This is a genomic window from Dyella ginsengisoli, from assembly GCF_044904665.1.
Lineage (GTDB): Bacteria > Pseudomonadota > Gammaproteobacteria > Xanthomonadales > Rhodanobacteraceae > Dyella_A > Dyella_A ginsengisoli.
Genome location: NZ_JADIKM010000001.1, coordinates 735187 through 751139, shown reverse-complemented (window position 1 = coordinate 751139; position 15953 = coordinate 735187). Strand labels below are relative to the sequence as shown.

Sequence of the window (15953 nt, the reverse complement as noted above, 5' to 3'; positions counted from 1 at the left end):
GCACCAAGACATCGTCCTTTGCGGCCATTAAGCTCATGCTCGACATATTAAGCCTCTAGGCTAAAACAAGATCATTCGCCCCAGGCCTCGATACGAAATAGTCATTTTGGCTCATACTTAGCCACAGCCGCAGCCAATACATCCTCGTCCATCCAGACAAGAGCCCCATCGGGACATACCTCAGAGTTCCCGACCAAGAAGTCCAGCAAAGCCAAGACTTTCTGCTTGCCCTCGCCATCCTCTTTGACCCGCAGCCAAGCGGCGTATGGTTTCTCGCCGGACACCAGCTTTCCGAACATGGCGATTTCGAAGGTGTAAAGCGATGCAGCGAGGCGCACAGAACCGGCCGGGGCTTTTTGGATCTCTTCGAGGATCTGTCGGTTCGCGGCCCAAGCAGAGTTACCCTTCAAGGCCCCATCTTTGCCCTTGACTCTCTGTGTGTCTGCATCATGAAGTACGGCATAGGGGCAATTGAACTGGTTCAGGATCTTGCAAAGCGCCACGATGGTGTACTTCCCTCGGGCCCTCACCACATGCACGTTTCGGAACCTTTCCGGAAATTCCGCCATAACCTCCCGGAAGGCCGCGTACTCCGTATCACCTTCCACAATGACCGTTCGGCCACCAAAGAAAAACTCGGCGACATACGGGTCGTACATGTTGAGCAGCTTCAACCGCTCCTTGTCGTCGTCGCTCAGGTGGGCACGCTCGGGCCGAAAAATGGTGGTCCCCGAAACGGTGCCGTTCTCCGCTCGCTCCACCCTCACAATCGACGTATTGTCCCGCGAGAGATCAATGAAGGCGGGCGAGTGTGTAGTCACCATGACCTGCCAGGTCTTTCCTTGTGGCAGTGAGTACAAGACGCGGCATGCATCACGCACAGCTGCCGGATGAAGACAGAGCTCCGGCTCATCAAGCAAGAGAACGTGCGGCCTCTCCGCCCCCTTATCGCCCGCCTTGGCATTTCCCTTGTAGTCCGCAATGATGCGCAGCGCATTCCACATGAGCGTGCGACGCGTGCCGCTGCCCTGCCGCTCAAGATCTGACTGGTGCCCGTCACCGGGCCCCATTTTTAGGATTGGCGGCGCCTTGAAAAACGTCAGTACCTTGTTGAGGTCATCCTCTGGCCTAGCATCCAGGGTGATGGCGTAACCGGGAAACACATTGGCAAGCGCCCGCCCAAGTTCCGCACGAACTTCTTCGATGGCGTCCATCGCTTCTTGTGCCACCGTCTTTTGCAGCTCAGCGACGCCTTTGATGAGTTGGGCGTACGGGCCATCACCACCCTCTTCGGCAGTAAGTGCCGTCACTCGCTGCTTGGTCGCCTCAACCAGGAGGTTAATGATGCTATCCGCCTGCTTTTTGGGGTCATCAAATGCCTCAATGCGGTGCATCGCAGGACGATTCGCCTGGGCAACGGACGCCACACCCCAAGGACCATGTTCAGGGTCCCACTCCTTTTTTTGGACGTCGAACCCACGCTTCTCAGGCTTGCCCGGAGCGCGCCACGTCCAGCGCTCTCGGACGTGACGGTCACCATTCGGCTTCGTGTCTATCCATTTCTCTGCCGGCGGCTTGCTGTCTTCGTAAAGAACAGTTTCGAGCTCAATGCTGGGCATCGCATCTGGATGAAGACCGCCTTCTGGGATGGCCGCACCAGGAAAGTCGTCGAGCACCATCTCGCCGTCCTTTCCAGTCTCCATCACCAGCTGGTAAGCGCGAAGAATGGAGCTCTTGCCCGTATTGTTGGCTCCGACGAGAACAACGATATCGTCGAGCTCAATTTCGACCGGCTCTGAACCAATTGCGCGGAAGTTGCGGATGGTCAGTTTGTGCATCCGAGCGCGCGGCGCGACGACGTCTTCGCCAGCCGCCTGCTTCTTTGCTGCCACAGTGGATCTCCTTGAGCTCGACAGACGGCTTGAATCATCGTCGGCGACCAAAGAGGTGGAGGACACTACAACCCACCACCTTGTGAATTTAGGGGGATATCCGATCCCCATCCTGTCCCCGATGTTTGCCTGATGGTGCATCCAGTGGCGCCGAGCATGCAACGTCCGTCGAGACTAAAGTTTTTCCCCTAGCTGCCGGGTGCCCTGCCTCGCGGGATATCCGCATATTTGCGGTGCACAAAGCACTTCTCTGCGCGCTATGCTTCGACGAATACGGCCTCAGGGTTAGGCATCTCAACAGGGGAAGTACATGACGTATCAAGCCGAAATCAGCAGGACCACTCCGACCGCATTCTTGTTCTTGGTCGACCAGTCCGGCTCCATGCAAGACACCATGGAGAACGGCAAGACGAAGGCTCAGTTCGTGGCCGACGTCCTGAACCGTACGCTCGCGACCCTCATCACCCGCTGCACCAAGTCGGAAGGCACGCGCGACTACTTCCACGTGGGTGTTCTCGGCTATTCGGGTTCGTCGGCCGACAATGGTCTGGCGGGCGCGTTGAGCTCGACCGTGCTCCATCCGATTTCTCAGATCGAAGCCCATCCGCTGCGCGTGGAAGAGCGCACCAAGCGCATGGACGACGGCGCAGGCGGCCTGGTCAATCAGTCCATCAAGTTCCCGGTCTGGTTTGAGGCCAAAGCAGGCGGCGGCACTCCAATGTGTCATGCCATCACGCGCGCCGCAGAAGAACTGGCCGGCTGGTGCGACGCCAACCCCGACAGCTACCCGCCAACCGTCCTTCATGTCACCGACGGTGAATCGACAGATGGGGATCCGGCCGACTTGGCCAATCAGCTTCAACAGATTGGCACCAAGGATGGCACCGTGCTCATGTTCAACCTGCACGTCAGCACGGCAGGGGGCGACCCGGCGAAGTTCCCAACCAGTGATTCGGGGCTTCCCGACAGCTACGCCAAACTCCTGTTCCGGATGTCGAGCCCTCTTCCCCCGCACCTGCAAAAAGCGGCGGAAGAGAAGGGCATCAAGGCGACCATGGAATCCCGGGGCTTCGTCTACAACGGTGAAATCGCCGAGATCGTCGACTTCTTCGACATCGGCACCCGCGCCGCTCAGCTCAGGTAAGCCTCGGCGATGGACATCCTTTTCCAAGGGTCCGTCGGTAAGCACCTTGATCGCCCCGAAGACAATGAGGACGCCTTCTTTGTGGCCGGTGATACCGGCCGCATCGTCCTCAGCGATGGGGCGTCAGAGTCCTATGACGGCAAGAACTGGGCGCGTCTGCTGACTGAGGCCCTAGCGGAGGCAGCCCCTTCGCAAGAGCTCCTCAACGCGTGTCAGGCCACCTTCGGCGAGCTGCACGACCAGGCCAGTATGAGCTGGTCGAAAGCTGCGGCCTTTGAACGAGGCAGCTTCGCGACCGCCCTCATCGCCCAGGAAGACTTGGCCGAACAGACCGTCACCATCCAGTGCGTCGGTGACTCCTGTGCGGTGCTTACCGATGGCGCGCGGCTCTTGGAGACCCTCCCCTATCAGGCCTCGGAACAGTTCGAAGGCAAACCGACCCTCTTTTCAACGCTGCCGCAGCACAATCTGAACCTGCTCGATTCCGGAGCATTCGAGGTGCCAGAAGTCGTCTGGTCGTACGCCGAAACACGTCCATTGTTCCTGCTCTGCATGACCGATGCTCTCGGAGCCTGGCTTCTCCGGAACATGGAGGCGGGCAACAGTGCTGCCCTTGAAACCCTGCTCGCAGTGCGCTCGAACGAAGAACTTGCGGAACTCGTGGAACGGGAGCGCGAGGCAAAAAACATGCGCCGCGACGACAGCACCTTGGTCATCGCTCTGCTCTGAGTCCAGGAACGGACGTGTCTTATCCCACACTCGAACAATACAACGAGGCGCTTCAAGCACCTCAGGTCCATCTTCTCGACGCACTGCTGAAAAGTGGGTCAGTACGGACCACCGGTCTTGGGTTGCCGCTTGCCCTGTGCGGCGGCTTTGCTTTGACGTACACCGTGAATGCTGGTGGCAAACGGTATGCCCTGCGCTGCTTTCATAAAGAAGCGCCTGAGCTCGAACGACGGTACCAAGCGATTTCAGCGCGCTTGAAGCAACTGTCGAGCCCATACTTCCTCCCGTTCGAGTTCATTCCCAAGGGAATCCGGGTTCTGGGGAAGGAATACCCGATCGTCAAGATGGAGTGGGCGTCCGGGGAGACCCTCAGCGAGTTCCTCGAACGTGAGCACAAGAACGCTGCCGCCATCACCCGCCTCAGGGGCACGCTCGCCAAGCTCGCTGAATTCTTAGAGCGAGAGCGCATCGCCCACGGCGACATCCAGCCGGGCAACGTGATGGTGAGCCAAGGCGGCGGCCTGGTGCAGCTCATCGACTACGACGGCATGTTCGTCGAAGCCCTGCGAGGCTCCAAGGCAACTGAGCTCGGCCAGCTCAACTTTCAGCATCCCAAGCGCAGCGCGTCAGACTTCGATGAAAAGCTCGACCGCTTTTCCTTCTTGGCGCTGGATGTGGCTCTTCAAGCGCTGGCTTCTGATGCTGGGATTTGGGGCCGAACACACTCAGACCCCGATGCTGTGGTTTTCCGAAGGAACGACTACCAAGCACCGGGAGCTTCGTCGGTCTTCAAAGAAGTGCTCCGACTCGCGCCTGTCGAGAGCCAGGCCAAGAGCCTCGCGCAAGTGGCAGCGGGGTCGATGGCTCAGGTGCCGTCGCTCAGCGACTTCCTGCAAAAGCGCGGCATCCCTCAAATCATCGTGTCATTTACTGCCCCTGCGCAGGCGACGCCCATCGCCTACCAAGGGCCATACCCCGTCCTCGATGCACTGAACTACGCCGCCGTTCTGTCCATGGTCGGCGACAAGATTGAGCTCGTCGGCAGGATCTTGGATGTGAAGCGAGGGTTCGCGCGAAATCGGACCCACTATGTGTTCGTCAACTTCGCGGACTGGCGCGGCAACGCGGTCAAGCTCAGCATTTGGTCGGACGGCCTGAGCGCTCTTCGTGGCGACGTACCATCCGAATCCTGGGTGGGCCGCTGGATCACCGTCTCTGGCCTTGTCGACGAACCGTTCCACAGCAACGCCCGTGGCCGGCACTACACCCACCTGTCCATCACGATCACGCAAAAGGGGCAGATTCAGACCCTGACGGAAGCAGAGGCGAAGTACCGACTGGGCAGCGGCCCGCAACAGCCTGCAAATACCCCTAAGAATGGCGATGTCCTTCGAAGCATGGGGGGACAAACACGAGCGGCGCCAAGCGTGGCGGCAAGCCAAAAGCATACGCCTCCGCCTTCCTCTCCAAAGTCTGGAAATCAACGGGTGCTCGAACAGATGCGACGCAGCAGCGCACCTGCTACGCAGACACGGCCTACGCCGGCGCCATCACCCGCTCCTTCTGGCCCGCAAACCAAGCCCAATAGCAAAGGCCTTGGCGTCGGTGGATGGATCTTCATCTTACTCGTTATTTTCATTGCCCTGCGGGCGTGTTCCGGGCACTAAATTATCCAGAAACAGTCAACGAGGTTCCTATGCTTTCGAACTGGGCTTATATCCTCATCGGTGATAACAACACCGGGAAGACTTCCTTTCAGAGATATTTGGTGGAAGCACTTTGCCAGGAGACGTACGCGCGGCTCCCGAGAAATATTGTTAAAAATATTACGCACCCACGAGCACCCAAAGGACTCAGTACGCTCTTCACAGCGAATCGCAGCTACCAAGAAAAGCGAGGCGAGTACATAAATCCTAAGAACTATATCCAAAACTTCTTCAAGGATGCCGACATATGCATTCTCTCCTCGCACTCGCACGGGTCATCTCTTCAAGATGTACAAATCATGGTGGAGGAGCTTAAATCCCGAATGTACAACGTGGCAGGAGTTTTCTGGAGCAACGACTACGGCCACGAATCCCGCGCAATCTCTGCACTTCAATGGCAAGAGCGATTCTGGATCAATAATCCCATCCGCCAAAATGAAGAAGCGATCTCCAATCATCTTCGAGAGCAGGCTTATCGTTTTGCCGACATGTTGATATCTCGGTCTCACAATCGATAAGAGAAAGAAAAATCGCAAAAACGAAATCGCACCAAGCACAAACATTCGCCATCAAGGAGCCACAGAGATGCCATTATCTTCAAGCAATACGCAAGAAAACATTATTGGCAATATAGATCTCGAAACACCTATCTATCGAATCTTCTCAAGGCAAAGGTTTCTCGAGCTCATAAAGAGCAAAAAGAACACGCTTGTCAAGCCAAGCATGTGGGACGACCCTTTTGAAAACGCGTTTCTTCAATGCACGGCCATCATGGACGACGGTCAAGAGGTCTCGCTGGAAGATTTAAGAGGTAAATGGTATGGACAGTGCTGGACAACAGAGAAAGAAACTGATGCAATGTGGCGAATATATAGCCAAAATAAAGACGGAGTGAGAGTAAAAACCACCGTCAAGAAGATCTTTCATCCACTTTGGTATACCTACATAAACACTCACGGAAAGAGTAGCTGCTTTATGGGTAAAGTTGAGTATAAAAGGAGAAAAGAAATCGAGATGTCCATTGAGAAGTCTCATGCACAGAATATTATTCTGGGAAAGACATCAATGGCAGAAACTCTCCTGATAAAGAGGAAAGAGTTTGACCATGAAAAAGAAGTCAGAATTCTTTTTCAGGACATAATTCACAAAGGCGCAAGCAAAATACATCAATATGACATCGATTTGAACGACACTCTTGATGAGATAACAGCCGACCCCCGCGCAACTCTGGAAGAGGTCGAGATGCTTGGCGAATTCATTAATCTTCTTGGAATAAAAGCACCCTTTAATCAGTCCGATCTGTACTCATTTCAACCAAAGAAAATTAAATTCGCGCCGGACGGCCAACAACTTCCTATTAAACATATTTGATAAACGCAAAAAACATTCATGCGGAACTTCACTGAACTGTGGAGTTCCGCTTTTGATCGGATGACCAGTCTTGGAGCCTCACAAGAGGCCCCGCTCCGCCATGCTCACGCAGGAGCCTGCACCGACCACGATGTGGTCCAGGATGCGGACGCCCACCAGCTTCAAGGCTTCCACCAGCTCCCTGGTGATGCTCCGATCTGCCGCGCTCGGCTCCGGCACTCCGCTCGGATGGTTATGGGCCAGGATGGCGGCGCATGCGTTTACGTTCAGTGCCGCCCGGACGACTTCGCGGGGGTGCACTGAGGCTCCGTCGATGGTGCCGGTGAAGAGCTTTTGGCAGCTCAGGATGCGGTGGCGGTTGTCGAGCCAGAGGATGTGGAATTCTTCGTGGAGCAGTGCGCCGAGCCTCATGCGGAGGAAGTCGCTGACGTCTCGGGGATTGCTGATGTCGCCTTCGCGTTCAAGCTTGGCTTTGAGGATGCTTTCGGCTGCGGCGAGGACGTCGGCCTCGGTGGTGTTGCCGGTGAGCTTGTAGTTGCCTGCCCTGTCTTTGGTGATGCCCATTGGTCTTCTCCCCGGCACCCGATTGCGCCGTGGGCTCCGGGACGCGGAGCGGGAAAAGACAAGCAGCACCCGGAGACAGCCGCCGTGCGGCTGATGGAGGGCGGGAACAACGTGGACGAGGTCTCGCGCCTTGCGCTGGTCGACCGCGCAGCAAACCTAGCCCACAACAGGTGCAGGCGGGTGATGAGGAAGCTGGTGGGGATTCGGCAGACGCGATGCGTCAACGTCCGCCATAGAAAAAGCCCATGCAGTCATATGCATGGGCCTTAGGTTCATCAAGAATCGTTAGTGGTTGATCGCGTAAACAATCAACTGCCAACGAATAGCACCTTGCGACGACGTGTGTGCGTGATGACCTTGAGGGGGCAATGTGTGCCCCTTTGCGATACCAATTTCGTCTCCGCACCCAGTGCACCGATAAATGCCGGGGTTGGGCGCCTGCACGCCAGGGGCATGGCTAAGGTCGAACGCTTCACTCTGGTTTTGTTGAAGAAATTTTTCGTTTTTGTAAGACGCCATAGCTTGTTCTCCGAGGGACGGCGCAGCCCGCCGCATAGCAAAGATGAAATAGCGGGGCTAAACCGCCCCGCCACGCCGCCTTACTTCTCTTTGCGGACCCCCTTGAACGGCTTCATGTCCGACTTGACGTCCATGAAGCGGCCGGTCTCGGTGTCGCGCTTCACGTAGTGACCAGACGGCGTCTGCGTCTGGGAACGACCACGTACGGCACCGTTGCGGTGACCATCACCTTTGGGCGGATTTGTTGCCATTTCTGCTCTCCTTTGAGCAATGAGGTTGATGTCGCGTGTGGACCACATACCTCAGCGGCTTCCTGTGCAGGGCGGGGGACATCCCCCGCCCTGCTCCCGATTACTCAGGAATCCAGATCGGCCAGGCTTTCAGCCCAACGGAAGAGGCGTAGAGCCTCTTGCCGTTCTTCAAGGTGATGAACGCCCTGAAGATGAGCTTGTAACCCGGACGACTGGGAACAGCGGCCGCGCTTGGCATGGCGTTGGTCCTTTCGTCAGGCACCCCACCACAAACTCCAGGACAAGCACGATTTGACAAGGCAAGAAATTTTGCTTGATACTCCTCGGACTGTTTCCAGCAGTACCCAGAGACCGTGCCTAGGGATGTGTATCGGCGCGGTTTTGTTGTCGACTGGCTGCAACCAGTCGATGAGCTACGCTGTAAAAGAGCTTGTGATACGAGGCCTGGCAGTTTCTGCCGGGCCTTTTTTCTGCCGTTCAGACTAGCACTCCCTCACCAAGAGTGCCAGCCTTCCTGGCAACAAGAAATATCCTTTCTGTACAACAGGCTACAACAGTCCAAGGCCTCATGCCTACTTCCTCAGGAAGCATAAATGTGCTCCCATACCGAACTTCCTGCGGCAGAGTGTCGCGAACAGGTTCTCTGTTGTCAACGAAAAAATTCGGTATAGTTGTACTACGGGTGCTTGCCGTCAAATAAAGAGTGTGTTATGGCGAAAAGCCTGGGGGAGAAGCTCCGCACGTTGCGGAAGGAAAAGAAGCTGACGCTCGACGGCCTCGCGGAGACCGTCGGGATCAGCAAGAGCTATCTGTGGGAGCTCGAAAACAGACCACAAGCGAAGCCGTCTGCCGAGATACTCGACAAACTGGCTATCGAGCTCGGGGTTCCCATGGCCTACCTGCTCGATGCCGACGCCACTCTCCCCGGACAGAACCACGTGGACGAAGCGTTTTTCCGGAACTATCAAAAGCTCGGCTCGACCGAGAAAGAACAGCTTCGCCGCATCCTCGACACGTTCAGGAAGTCATAGATGAGCTCAGAGGCATGGACGCCAACGCGAGCAGCCTTTCGGCTTACGACCCAGCTCAATGTCTTCGCCGAGTATCACGGCGCCCAGCGCTTTCCTGTGGATGTGATGATGCTCGCCCGCGAGGCCGCGAACCTCTTTTCGTGGTCAGACCCCATTACGGAGGTGAAGTCAGCCGACATCGACCGGTTCGAGGGCGCTCTATTCCCGAACGAGGATCGGACCAAGTGGATGCTTCTGTACAACGAAGCACTCACATCCTCTGGGCGCATTCGGTTTACTCAGGCTCACGAGCTCGGCCATTACATCCTTCATCGGATGGAGCGTGACGCTTTTCAGTGCACAGATGGCGACATGCTCGACTGGTCTCCCGATGAGAAGAACATCGAGTCCGAATCTGACACCTTCGCCTCGTACTTGCTTATGCCACTGGATGACTACCGCGTCCAGACTCGAACAGCACCTATCGACCTCGACCTGTTCAGCCACTGCGCTGACCGGTACGGCGTCTCACTGACGGCCAGCATCCTCAAGTGGCTTGAACACACCGAAGAGTCGGCGGTGTTCGTGATGTCGCGAGACGGCTTCATCGATTGGGCATGGTCCAGCCAGCCCGCTATGCGCGCAGGCGCTTACTTCCAGACCCGGAACCGACCGCCGATACCGCTCCCAGCTCAGTCCTTGGCTGCTGATGATCGGATCGAACAGGAAAAGACTGGCCGAGCAATCGGCTCCAACGTCTGGTTTCCGAAGGCGGAGGAGCGCTTTCACGTTCGGGAATTTAAGCTGCGCGCTGACCAGTACGATTCCACGCTCACCCTGCTGCTCCTGCCCAGGTCAGCCAAGGCGTGGGCACCCTGGCAAGAGCACTAACGAGTCAAGATCCGTCGCCAGCTTTGCGCTTTGATGTGAAGCGGTTCCCGCGCTGGCGATGCTCGATGACGAGCACAACGCCCGGAAAGTAGCCCCCCTTATCTTCATCTTTGGCCCCGAGGTTCTCCACATCCTTCGGAAACAGGTATGCAAGGGCGGCAGGGGAACGTCTATCGATATTGAAAGGCTTCGATTTCAACCAGCGTTGCACCACTTCATGCGGATGACTTCCCACGACATCCTTTTTCGGGACGTAGGGCACGACGAACGTAGCCGCAAGCCGGTGCTCGCCCTCATCCAGGTGAAGATCGCCCGCGTCATGCCAGGCCATGCGCATGGCCTTGTGGATATTCGCGACGCCACTGCTTCGTGAGCCGATCGACTGCCATGCTTGCTTGGCTTCAACGGCGAAGTTCGTAGACTTCCCAAGAATCAGCAAATCACACCGGCCGTTACGTTCTGGCGAGGGGCCACCTTCGTCGACCTTGTCCTCCGGCATCACGCCCTTTTTGGTCGTCGCGTATTCCTCGAGCGTGGCCCAGTTGGGCAACGTCCATACCGCACCTGCCAAGGTGCTTAGCGACGCGCGCTCATTGAACCACCAAGGCGCGTCATCGTGACCTTGCAACTTACGGTATCGATGCACCGCTTCGATCCAAGCTTCCAGCACCGGGCGAAGCACCCGAAGCTTCGGCGTGGAAACCCCTCGCAATTCGCTGCTTTTCATGAGACTTCCCTGTCTGAGATTCCTGCAATCTACATCACACCTGGGGCTTAGCCTACTTGCTTCGCCGAGTGCGCTTAGGCCCCTCCGTAAGGGGTGGGGGCTCGGCCAACTCGTCTGGGGCGCCACGCCCAAAGTCATACGCGGGTTCGCGCCTGAGTGTATCGAGGCGTCTGAGCGCCTCGATCGCTGCTGTCAGCATGAGATGACCGGTCTCACCCTTGGAATCGGTCTCGAAAGAGCCGTCCTCTCGCATGAGCACCGTACATCCCCACACCACAGGCGCTTCGGAGCTACCGCCGCCGCGCGGATTCCAGCTGATCTTCGCCACATCTACCCTCCTTAGATCTGACACCACCGGCGCCGCGATGAGGCATCGTCATATCGGCCAGATTTCTACGACGACTTGCAGTGCCCCGTGACCCATTCACACAGGGTCTGGAATCCATCCAGATATCGAAGACCGCCACCGCCTGCTTCGACGACATACCGCACGCCGTACTCTTCTTCGTCTTCCAAGAACACGCGCAGCTCCCACGCCTGAGCGCCGCAAAGCCCGAACGGGCCGTGCACCGCTTCCACCTCGCCTCCCTGATGGTCGGTCACGCATCGTGCGATGTCTTGGTCTGACATGACTATTCCTCCGATGAAAGAGCGTCCGCTCTCGATGTTCGGCTATTGCCGCCTACCTGGCCTTACCGCCACACGGGCGGGGTCACTCCCGGGTTACACGATGCATGAGTGGCAGGTGCTCATGGGTGCGCCCGTAGAACGTCACTTCGAAGCTGCCTTGAAGGGTGCCTTCTTCGCCCGGCGCTCTCGCCAGCTCTTCTCGGCTACCCACTTCGCGGGCAGTTCGTGGGCTTCCTTCAACGCGTCTTCGAACTTGTCCTTCGTGTAGTTCGGCAACGACACGCCCGGTTCGAACTTGGCGAGTACAGCCACACGCTCAGCCAAGGTCGGTGGGTCGATGTAGAACTTCGGCAAGATACCGCCGCTTGGCGTGTGGCCCGTGATGCGGGCAATGGCGCTCTCGGAGACGCCCGCGCGGTCCAACCGCGTAGCCAAGGTATGCCGGAACGCATGCATCCCCATGCCATCGTCCGTCACGCCGCGCTTCTTGATGTACGCCGCGAACTGCTTGCTCATCTGCTTGCCGAACCCGTTGCCATCGTTGTTCGGCAGATGGGGGAACAATCGCTGATGCCCAGCCTTCTTGACCTCCGCGACGTAGTCGAGAAAGCCCGCGTCCAAAAGGGGCTGGGCAAGCGGCACAAACCGCCGAGAAGCCGTGTTCTTGATCTTCTGCCCCTCGAAACGCCGGTTGATGTGAAAGCCCGGCACATCCGAGATGGTTTCGATGTCGTCCAAGTAGAGCTGACTCAGCTCGTTGACGCGGGCGCCGGAGAACAGCCCCAACATCGGCACCCACCAGCGATGGGGCAGCTTTTCGGCCCACGCTTTGAAGGCCTTCGGTTCGAAGATGGCGTCGAGCTCGGCTTGCGTGAAGGGCCTCCCCGTCTCTTCTTCCGCATCCCGCTTTTTGACGCTCACCACACCAACCAGCGGATTGCTGTTGATGTGCTTGTTGTTCAAAAGCCAGTTCAAGAACACCGACAGGCGCTGGCGGTGCTTGTTGAGCGTAGGTTGCGACAGGGCCGGCTCATTCAAGCTTTTGGCCTTGGCGAGCACCTGCTTGACTGAGAGCCCGGAGAACTCCGGCCGCACGCTGGCATGCCTCGGCCAATGTTTGACCGCATCAAAGAACGCTCGGCAGTGACTGCCATAGAGCTCGTGCGCGGCGAGGTCACCCACCACGCCAATGAACAGGTTCAAGGTGTGCCGGCTTTCAAGCACGGTCTTGGCGTCACGGTCTGCCCGCGTCAGATCCGCCAGATGGGTTTCCATCAGGGTCGACAGACGTTCTTCGGGTTTGACCTTGGGCTTGGGTGGGACTGCCCTTACGCGCGCGGAGTCCTCGGCGGCGTAGCGCATGATCTCTTGGAGCTGGCGCTGGTCCTCTTCCGTGTCGACCTGGACGTCGCTCAGCACCACCCCATTGGGCAATTCCACCTTGCGCAACAGGATGTCGCGGGCCTTGCCGCTTTGGACGTCGTCTACGACCTTCTTGATATCCACCGCGACCCCCTGTCGCACAAGCTCAAACGCCTCCGAGAGTGCCACACCCATCCATGCCGCCGTGAGTCTGGCGCGGTCACCAAGCGGCAGATGAAGGCGGCGCACGACGAAACTCGAGCCGACTCGGCTTCGCATGTCGTGAGGTACGAGGAAGCGAACGTAGAGCCCGGAAGGCCGGGTCAGAAACAACGGCTTTGGCATGAAACGATACCCAAAACGATACCCAGAGAGGTCGTTTTGGTTGTCGCCAGCAGGCCGAAATCCCTTTGCACATCAAGCCAGTTGCGCTTGATGGAAGAAAAGCTGGAGCGGGTGAAGGGAATCGAACCCTCGTCAGTAGCTTGGGAAGCTACAGCTCTACCATTGAGCTACACCCGCGTCGGCGGCAGATGGTAACCCGCCCGTCGCGCGTGAGGGAAGCACAAGCCCGCCGCCCAACGCCGGCTAAACCGCAGATGGCGGGCGGCTGAATCCCACGCGCGATCACGCCGTGCAGAAAAGGTGTACGCGCCGTTCGCATGCCCATAATGCGGCCGCGGTCATCCCGACCGACGGCGAGACGTTTTCACGAGATGACCCGATCGCCCGGGCCGCCGCTTCCATGGAGGAAGTCATGCGTCAGTCCTGGATTTCCCGATTCACCAGCAAGCGGCTCTGGCCGCGGTTCGGCGCGTTGGTGGCGCTTGCACTGGCCGCCAGCGTCGGCCACGCGCAGTCCGCATCGGCAGACACGTCGTCCGGCGACCCGCCCGACCGCGTCGCGCGCCTGGCTTACCTGGCCGGCGACGTTGGCTTCCTGCCGGCAGGCGCCAGCGACTGGAGCGAGGCCTCGGTGAACCGCCCGCTCACCCGCGGCGACCGCCTCACCGCGGCGGGCAACGCGCGCGCCGAACTGGAGCTGGACCACGCCAGCCTGCGGCTGGATCGCGACACCGACGTGGGTGTGCTGCAGCTGGATGACCGGCTGGCCCAGCTGGAACTCACTCGCGGCACGCTCAACCTGTCGGTGCGCTCGCTCGGTCAGGACGAGAGTTACGAGGTCGATACGCCCAACGTGGCGGTGGTGGTGAGCTCGCCCGGTGTGTTCCGCATCGATGTGGACGACCGCACCGGCACCACCGAGATCACCGCGCTGGACGGCCAGGCCACGGTCTACGGTGAAAACGACGCCAGCCGGCGGGTGATCGGCGGACACCGGTACCGTTTCGACGACAGCTCGCTGGCGCAGGTCGCCGAGTCGTACGCAGGATCGCAGGATGCGTTCGACCTGTGGTGTGCCGACCGCGACGAGCGCTACGCCCGCGCCGGCAGCCGCCAGTACGTCTCCGAAGACGTCATCGGCTACGAGGACCTCGACCACTACGGTCGCTGGCAGAGCGACGACTCCTACGGCCAGGTCTGGTACCCCGCCTATGTGGCCAGCGACTGGGCGCCCTACCGCGACGGCCACTGGGCCTACGTGGCGCCGTGGGGCTGGACCTGGATCGACGATGCACCGTGGGGTTTCGCGCCCTACCACTACGGCCGCTGGATCAACGTGGGCGGCCGCTGGGGCTGGATTCCGGGGCCGCGCGAGCTGCGCGCGGTGTACGCACCGGCGCTGGTGGCTTTCGTCGGCGGCAGCGGCTGGAGCGTTTCCGTGGGCGCCGGCGCGCCGATCGGCTGGTTCCCGCTGGGACCGGGCGACTTCTACAACCCCTGGTATCACGTGAGCGCCGACTACTACCGCCGCGTCAATCGCCACAACCTGCGCTGGGATCGTCACCACGACGACCGCGACGGCTTCGAGCGCTACTTCAACGAGCGCTATCGCCGCTATCGCGAGGGCCGCGATCCGGACGAGCACTATGCCAACCGCCACGCGCCGCACGGCATCACCGCAGTATCGCGCGACGCCTTCGTGCAGGCGCGGCAGGTGGAAGGCCATCGGCTGCGCATCGATCCGGAACACCTGCGCACCGCGCCCGTCCTCGGCCACGGCGTGCAGGTGACACCGGTGCGCGCCAGCTATGCCGGCGCGCGCACGGAGCGCGGGCGGGCGGCGCCGGAAGGGCGCTTCGATCGACCGGTGGTGAGCCATCGTGCGCCGCCTGCCGTGGCGAATCGCGCGAACGCTCCGCGCGGCGACAACGCCACGCCGTCCGGCGATCTGGCCAACCGCTTCCCCATGGCACGCGGCCGTCCTGACGCGGCGCTGCCGGAGCGCACGATGGTGATGCCGTCCTCGCGATTCGTCCGCGGCCGGCAGATGCCGGACGAAGCCGGCGCCATGCCCGCGCGGCGCGTCGAGGCCGGGCCCGCGACGGCCGATGCCAGCCGGTTCCCGCAGGCGCGCGGCCGCCCGGACTCGGCGCCGCGGGAGCGTGCATTGGCGATGCCGTCCTCGCGATTCGTGCACGGCCGATCCGGTCCGGACGAGTCGAATGCACCGCCCGCACGCGGCGGCACGCTGCCGTCGGTACCGCGATTCGTCCGCGCCGGACAGCTTCCGGCCGCAACGCCGGCCCCGACACCGACGCCTAGCTACCGCTATGCCGGGCCGCGCGAAGGGCCGCGCCCCGCCACCTTGCCGGCCACGCCGCGCTTCATCCCGGCCGAGAACCGGGCCGCGCCCGCCTGGCGCGCCCCGCAGGGCGAGCCGCAGGTCGTGCGTGCACCCAGCCCGCGATCCAGCGAGCCGGCCATGGAGCGGCGCTTCGAGCCGCGCTTCGAATCGCGTCAGGCGCCGATGGCGCCGGCCGCGCGCCCGATGGTGCAGGCGCCGCGCGAGGCGATGCCCGCGCCACAGCCGATGCCGCGCCGCTTCGAGGCTCCCGCCCCGCGAGCGGCACCGCAGGCGGCCCCGCAGGCGCAAAGCGAACCGCGCCGCGTGGCGCCACGCAAGACGGATGACAACGCCAATCCGGGCGCCACGCGGTTCCAACATCGCTGACCCCCGGCGATACAATGGATGGCCTTGCCATGCGGCCGGCATGTCGCGAGACATGCCGGCCGACTTTTTCGGGCGCGCCGC

The 15953-nt window shown here is 60.0% G+C and carries 14 protein-coding genes and 1 tRNA gene; 8 read left to right on the top strand and 7 right to left on the bottom strand.

Going from position 1 to position 15953, the window contains the following annotated elements; all coding sequences use genetic code 11:
- Positions 1-101: 101 nt before the first annotated feature.
- Positions 102-1892 carry an ATP-dependent nuclease gene (locus ISP17_RS03405; protein WP_404630105.1) on the bottom strand — a complete coding sequence of 597 codons (1791 nt, stop codon included), beginning with the start codon at positions 1890-1892 and terminating at the stop codon, positions 102-104.
- A 310-nt stretch (positions 1893-2202) separates the two neighbouring features.
- Here ISP17_RS03405 and ISP17_RS03400 point away from each other — a divergent pair, with 310 nt between their 5' ends.
- From ISP17_RS03400 to ISP17_RS03380, 5 genes are all read left to right on the top strand, one after another.
- A complete protein-coding gene (locus ISP17_RS03400; protein ID WP_404630104.1) occupies positions 2203-3036 on the top strand; it encodes a vWA domain-containing protein in 834 nt (277 codons plus the stop codon).
- 9 nt (positions 3037-3045) lie between these two features.
- Entirely contained in the window at positions 3046-3765 is a 720-nt protein-coding gene (locus tag ISP17_RS03395; protein WP_404630103.1) for a hypothetical protein, read from the top strand.
- A gap of 14 nt (positions 3766-3779) precedes the next feature.
- A complete protein-coding gene (locus tag ISP17_RS03390) occupies positions 3780-5432 on the top strand; it encodes a phosphotransferase (protein WP_404630102.1) in 1653 nt (550 codons plus the stop codon).
- Positions 5433-5461: 29 nt separating this feature from the next.
- Entirely contained in the window at positions 5462-5989 is a 528-nt protein-coding gene (locus tag ISP17_RS03385) for a hypothetical protein (RefSeq protein ID WP_404630101.1), read from the top strand.
- Between the two features lie 67 nt (positions 5990-6056).
- A complete protein-coding gene (locus ISP17_RS03380; protein WP_404630100.1) occupies positions 6057-6842 on the top strand; it encodes a DUF2971 domain-containing protein in 786 nt (261 codons plus the stop codon).
- 78 nt (positions 6843-6920) lie between these two features.
- On the opposite strand, the gene ISP17_RS03375 is transcribed toward ISP17_RS03380, so the two are convergent.
- Complete coding sequence (locus ISP17_RS03375; RefSeq protein ID WP_404630099.1) at positions 6921-7406, bottom strand: JAB domain-containing protein; 486 nt, start codon at positions 7404-7406, stop codon at positions 6921-6923.
- Positions 7407-8005: 599 nt separating this feature from the next.
- The gene (locus ISP17_RS03370; protein ID WP_404630098.1) at positions 8006-8176 is read right to left on the bottom strand and encodes a hypothetical protein; all 171 of its coding nucleotides are present in this window, start codon (positions 8174-8176) and stop codon (positions 8006-8008) included.
- A gap of 710 nt (positions 8177-8886) precedes the next feature.
- On the opposite strand from ISP17_RS03370, the gene ISP17_RS03365 reads away from it, so the two are divergent.
- On the top strand, positions 8887-9207 hold the full coding sequence (locus ISP17_RS03365; RefSeq protein WP_404630097.1) for a helix-turn-helix domain-containing protein: 321 nt from the start codon (positions 8887-8889) through the stop codon (positions 9205-9207).
- Positions 9208-10077, top strand: a complete 870-nt coding sequence (locus ISP17_RS03360; RefSeq protein ID WP_404630096.1) for an ImmA/IrrE family metallo-endopeptidase — start codon at positions 9208-9210, stop codon at positions 10075-10077.
- Between the two features lie 4 nt (positions 10078-10081).
- Here ISP17_RS03360 and ISP17_RS03355 read toward each other — a convergent pair whose 3' ends face one another.
- The 4 genes from ISP17_RS03355 to ISP17_RS03340 form a co-directional block, all read right to left on the bottom strand.
- Entirely contained in the window at positions 10082-10804 is a 723-nt protein-coding gene (locus ISP17_RS03355) for a hypothetical protein (RefSeq protein ID WP_404630095.1), read from the bottom strand.
- 393 nt (positions 10805-11197) lie between these two features.
- On the bottom strand, positions 11198-11434 hold the full coding sequence (locus tag ISP17_RS03350) for a hypothetical protein (protein WP_404630094.1): 237 nt from the start codon (positions 11432-11434) through the stop codon (positions 11198-11200).
- Between the two features lie 141 nt (positions 11435-11575).
- A complete protein-coding gene (locus ISP17_RS03345; RefSeq protein ID WP_404630093.1) occupies positions 11576-13141 on the bottom strand; it encodes a site-specific integrase in 1566 nt (521 codons plus the stop codon).
- 103 nt (positions 13142-13244) lie between these two features.
- Positions 13245-13318 (bottom strand) — tRNA-Gly (locus ISP17_RS03340).
- 235 nt (positions 13319-13553) lie between these two features.
- Between ISP17_RS03340 and ISP17_RS03335 the strand changes: the two genes are divergently transcribed.
- Complete coding sequence (locus ISP17_RS03335; RefSeq protein WP_404630092.1) at positions 13554-15872, top strand: DUF6600 domain-containing protein; 2319 nt, start codon at positions 13554-13556, stop codon at positions 15870-15872.
- The last annotated feature ends 81 nt before the right edge of the window (positions 15873-15953 follow it).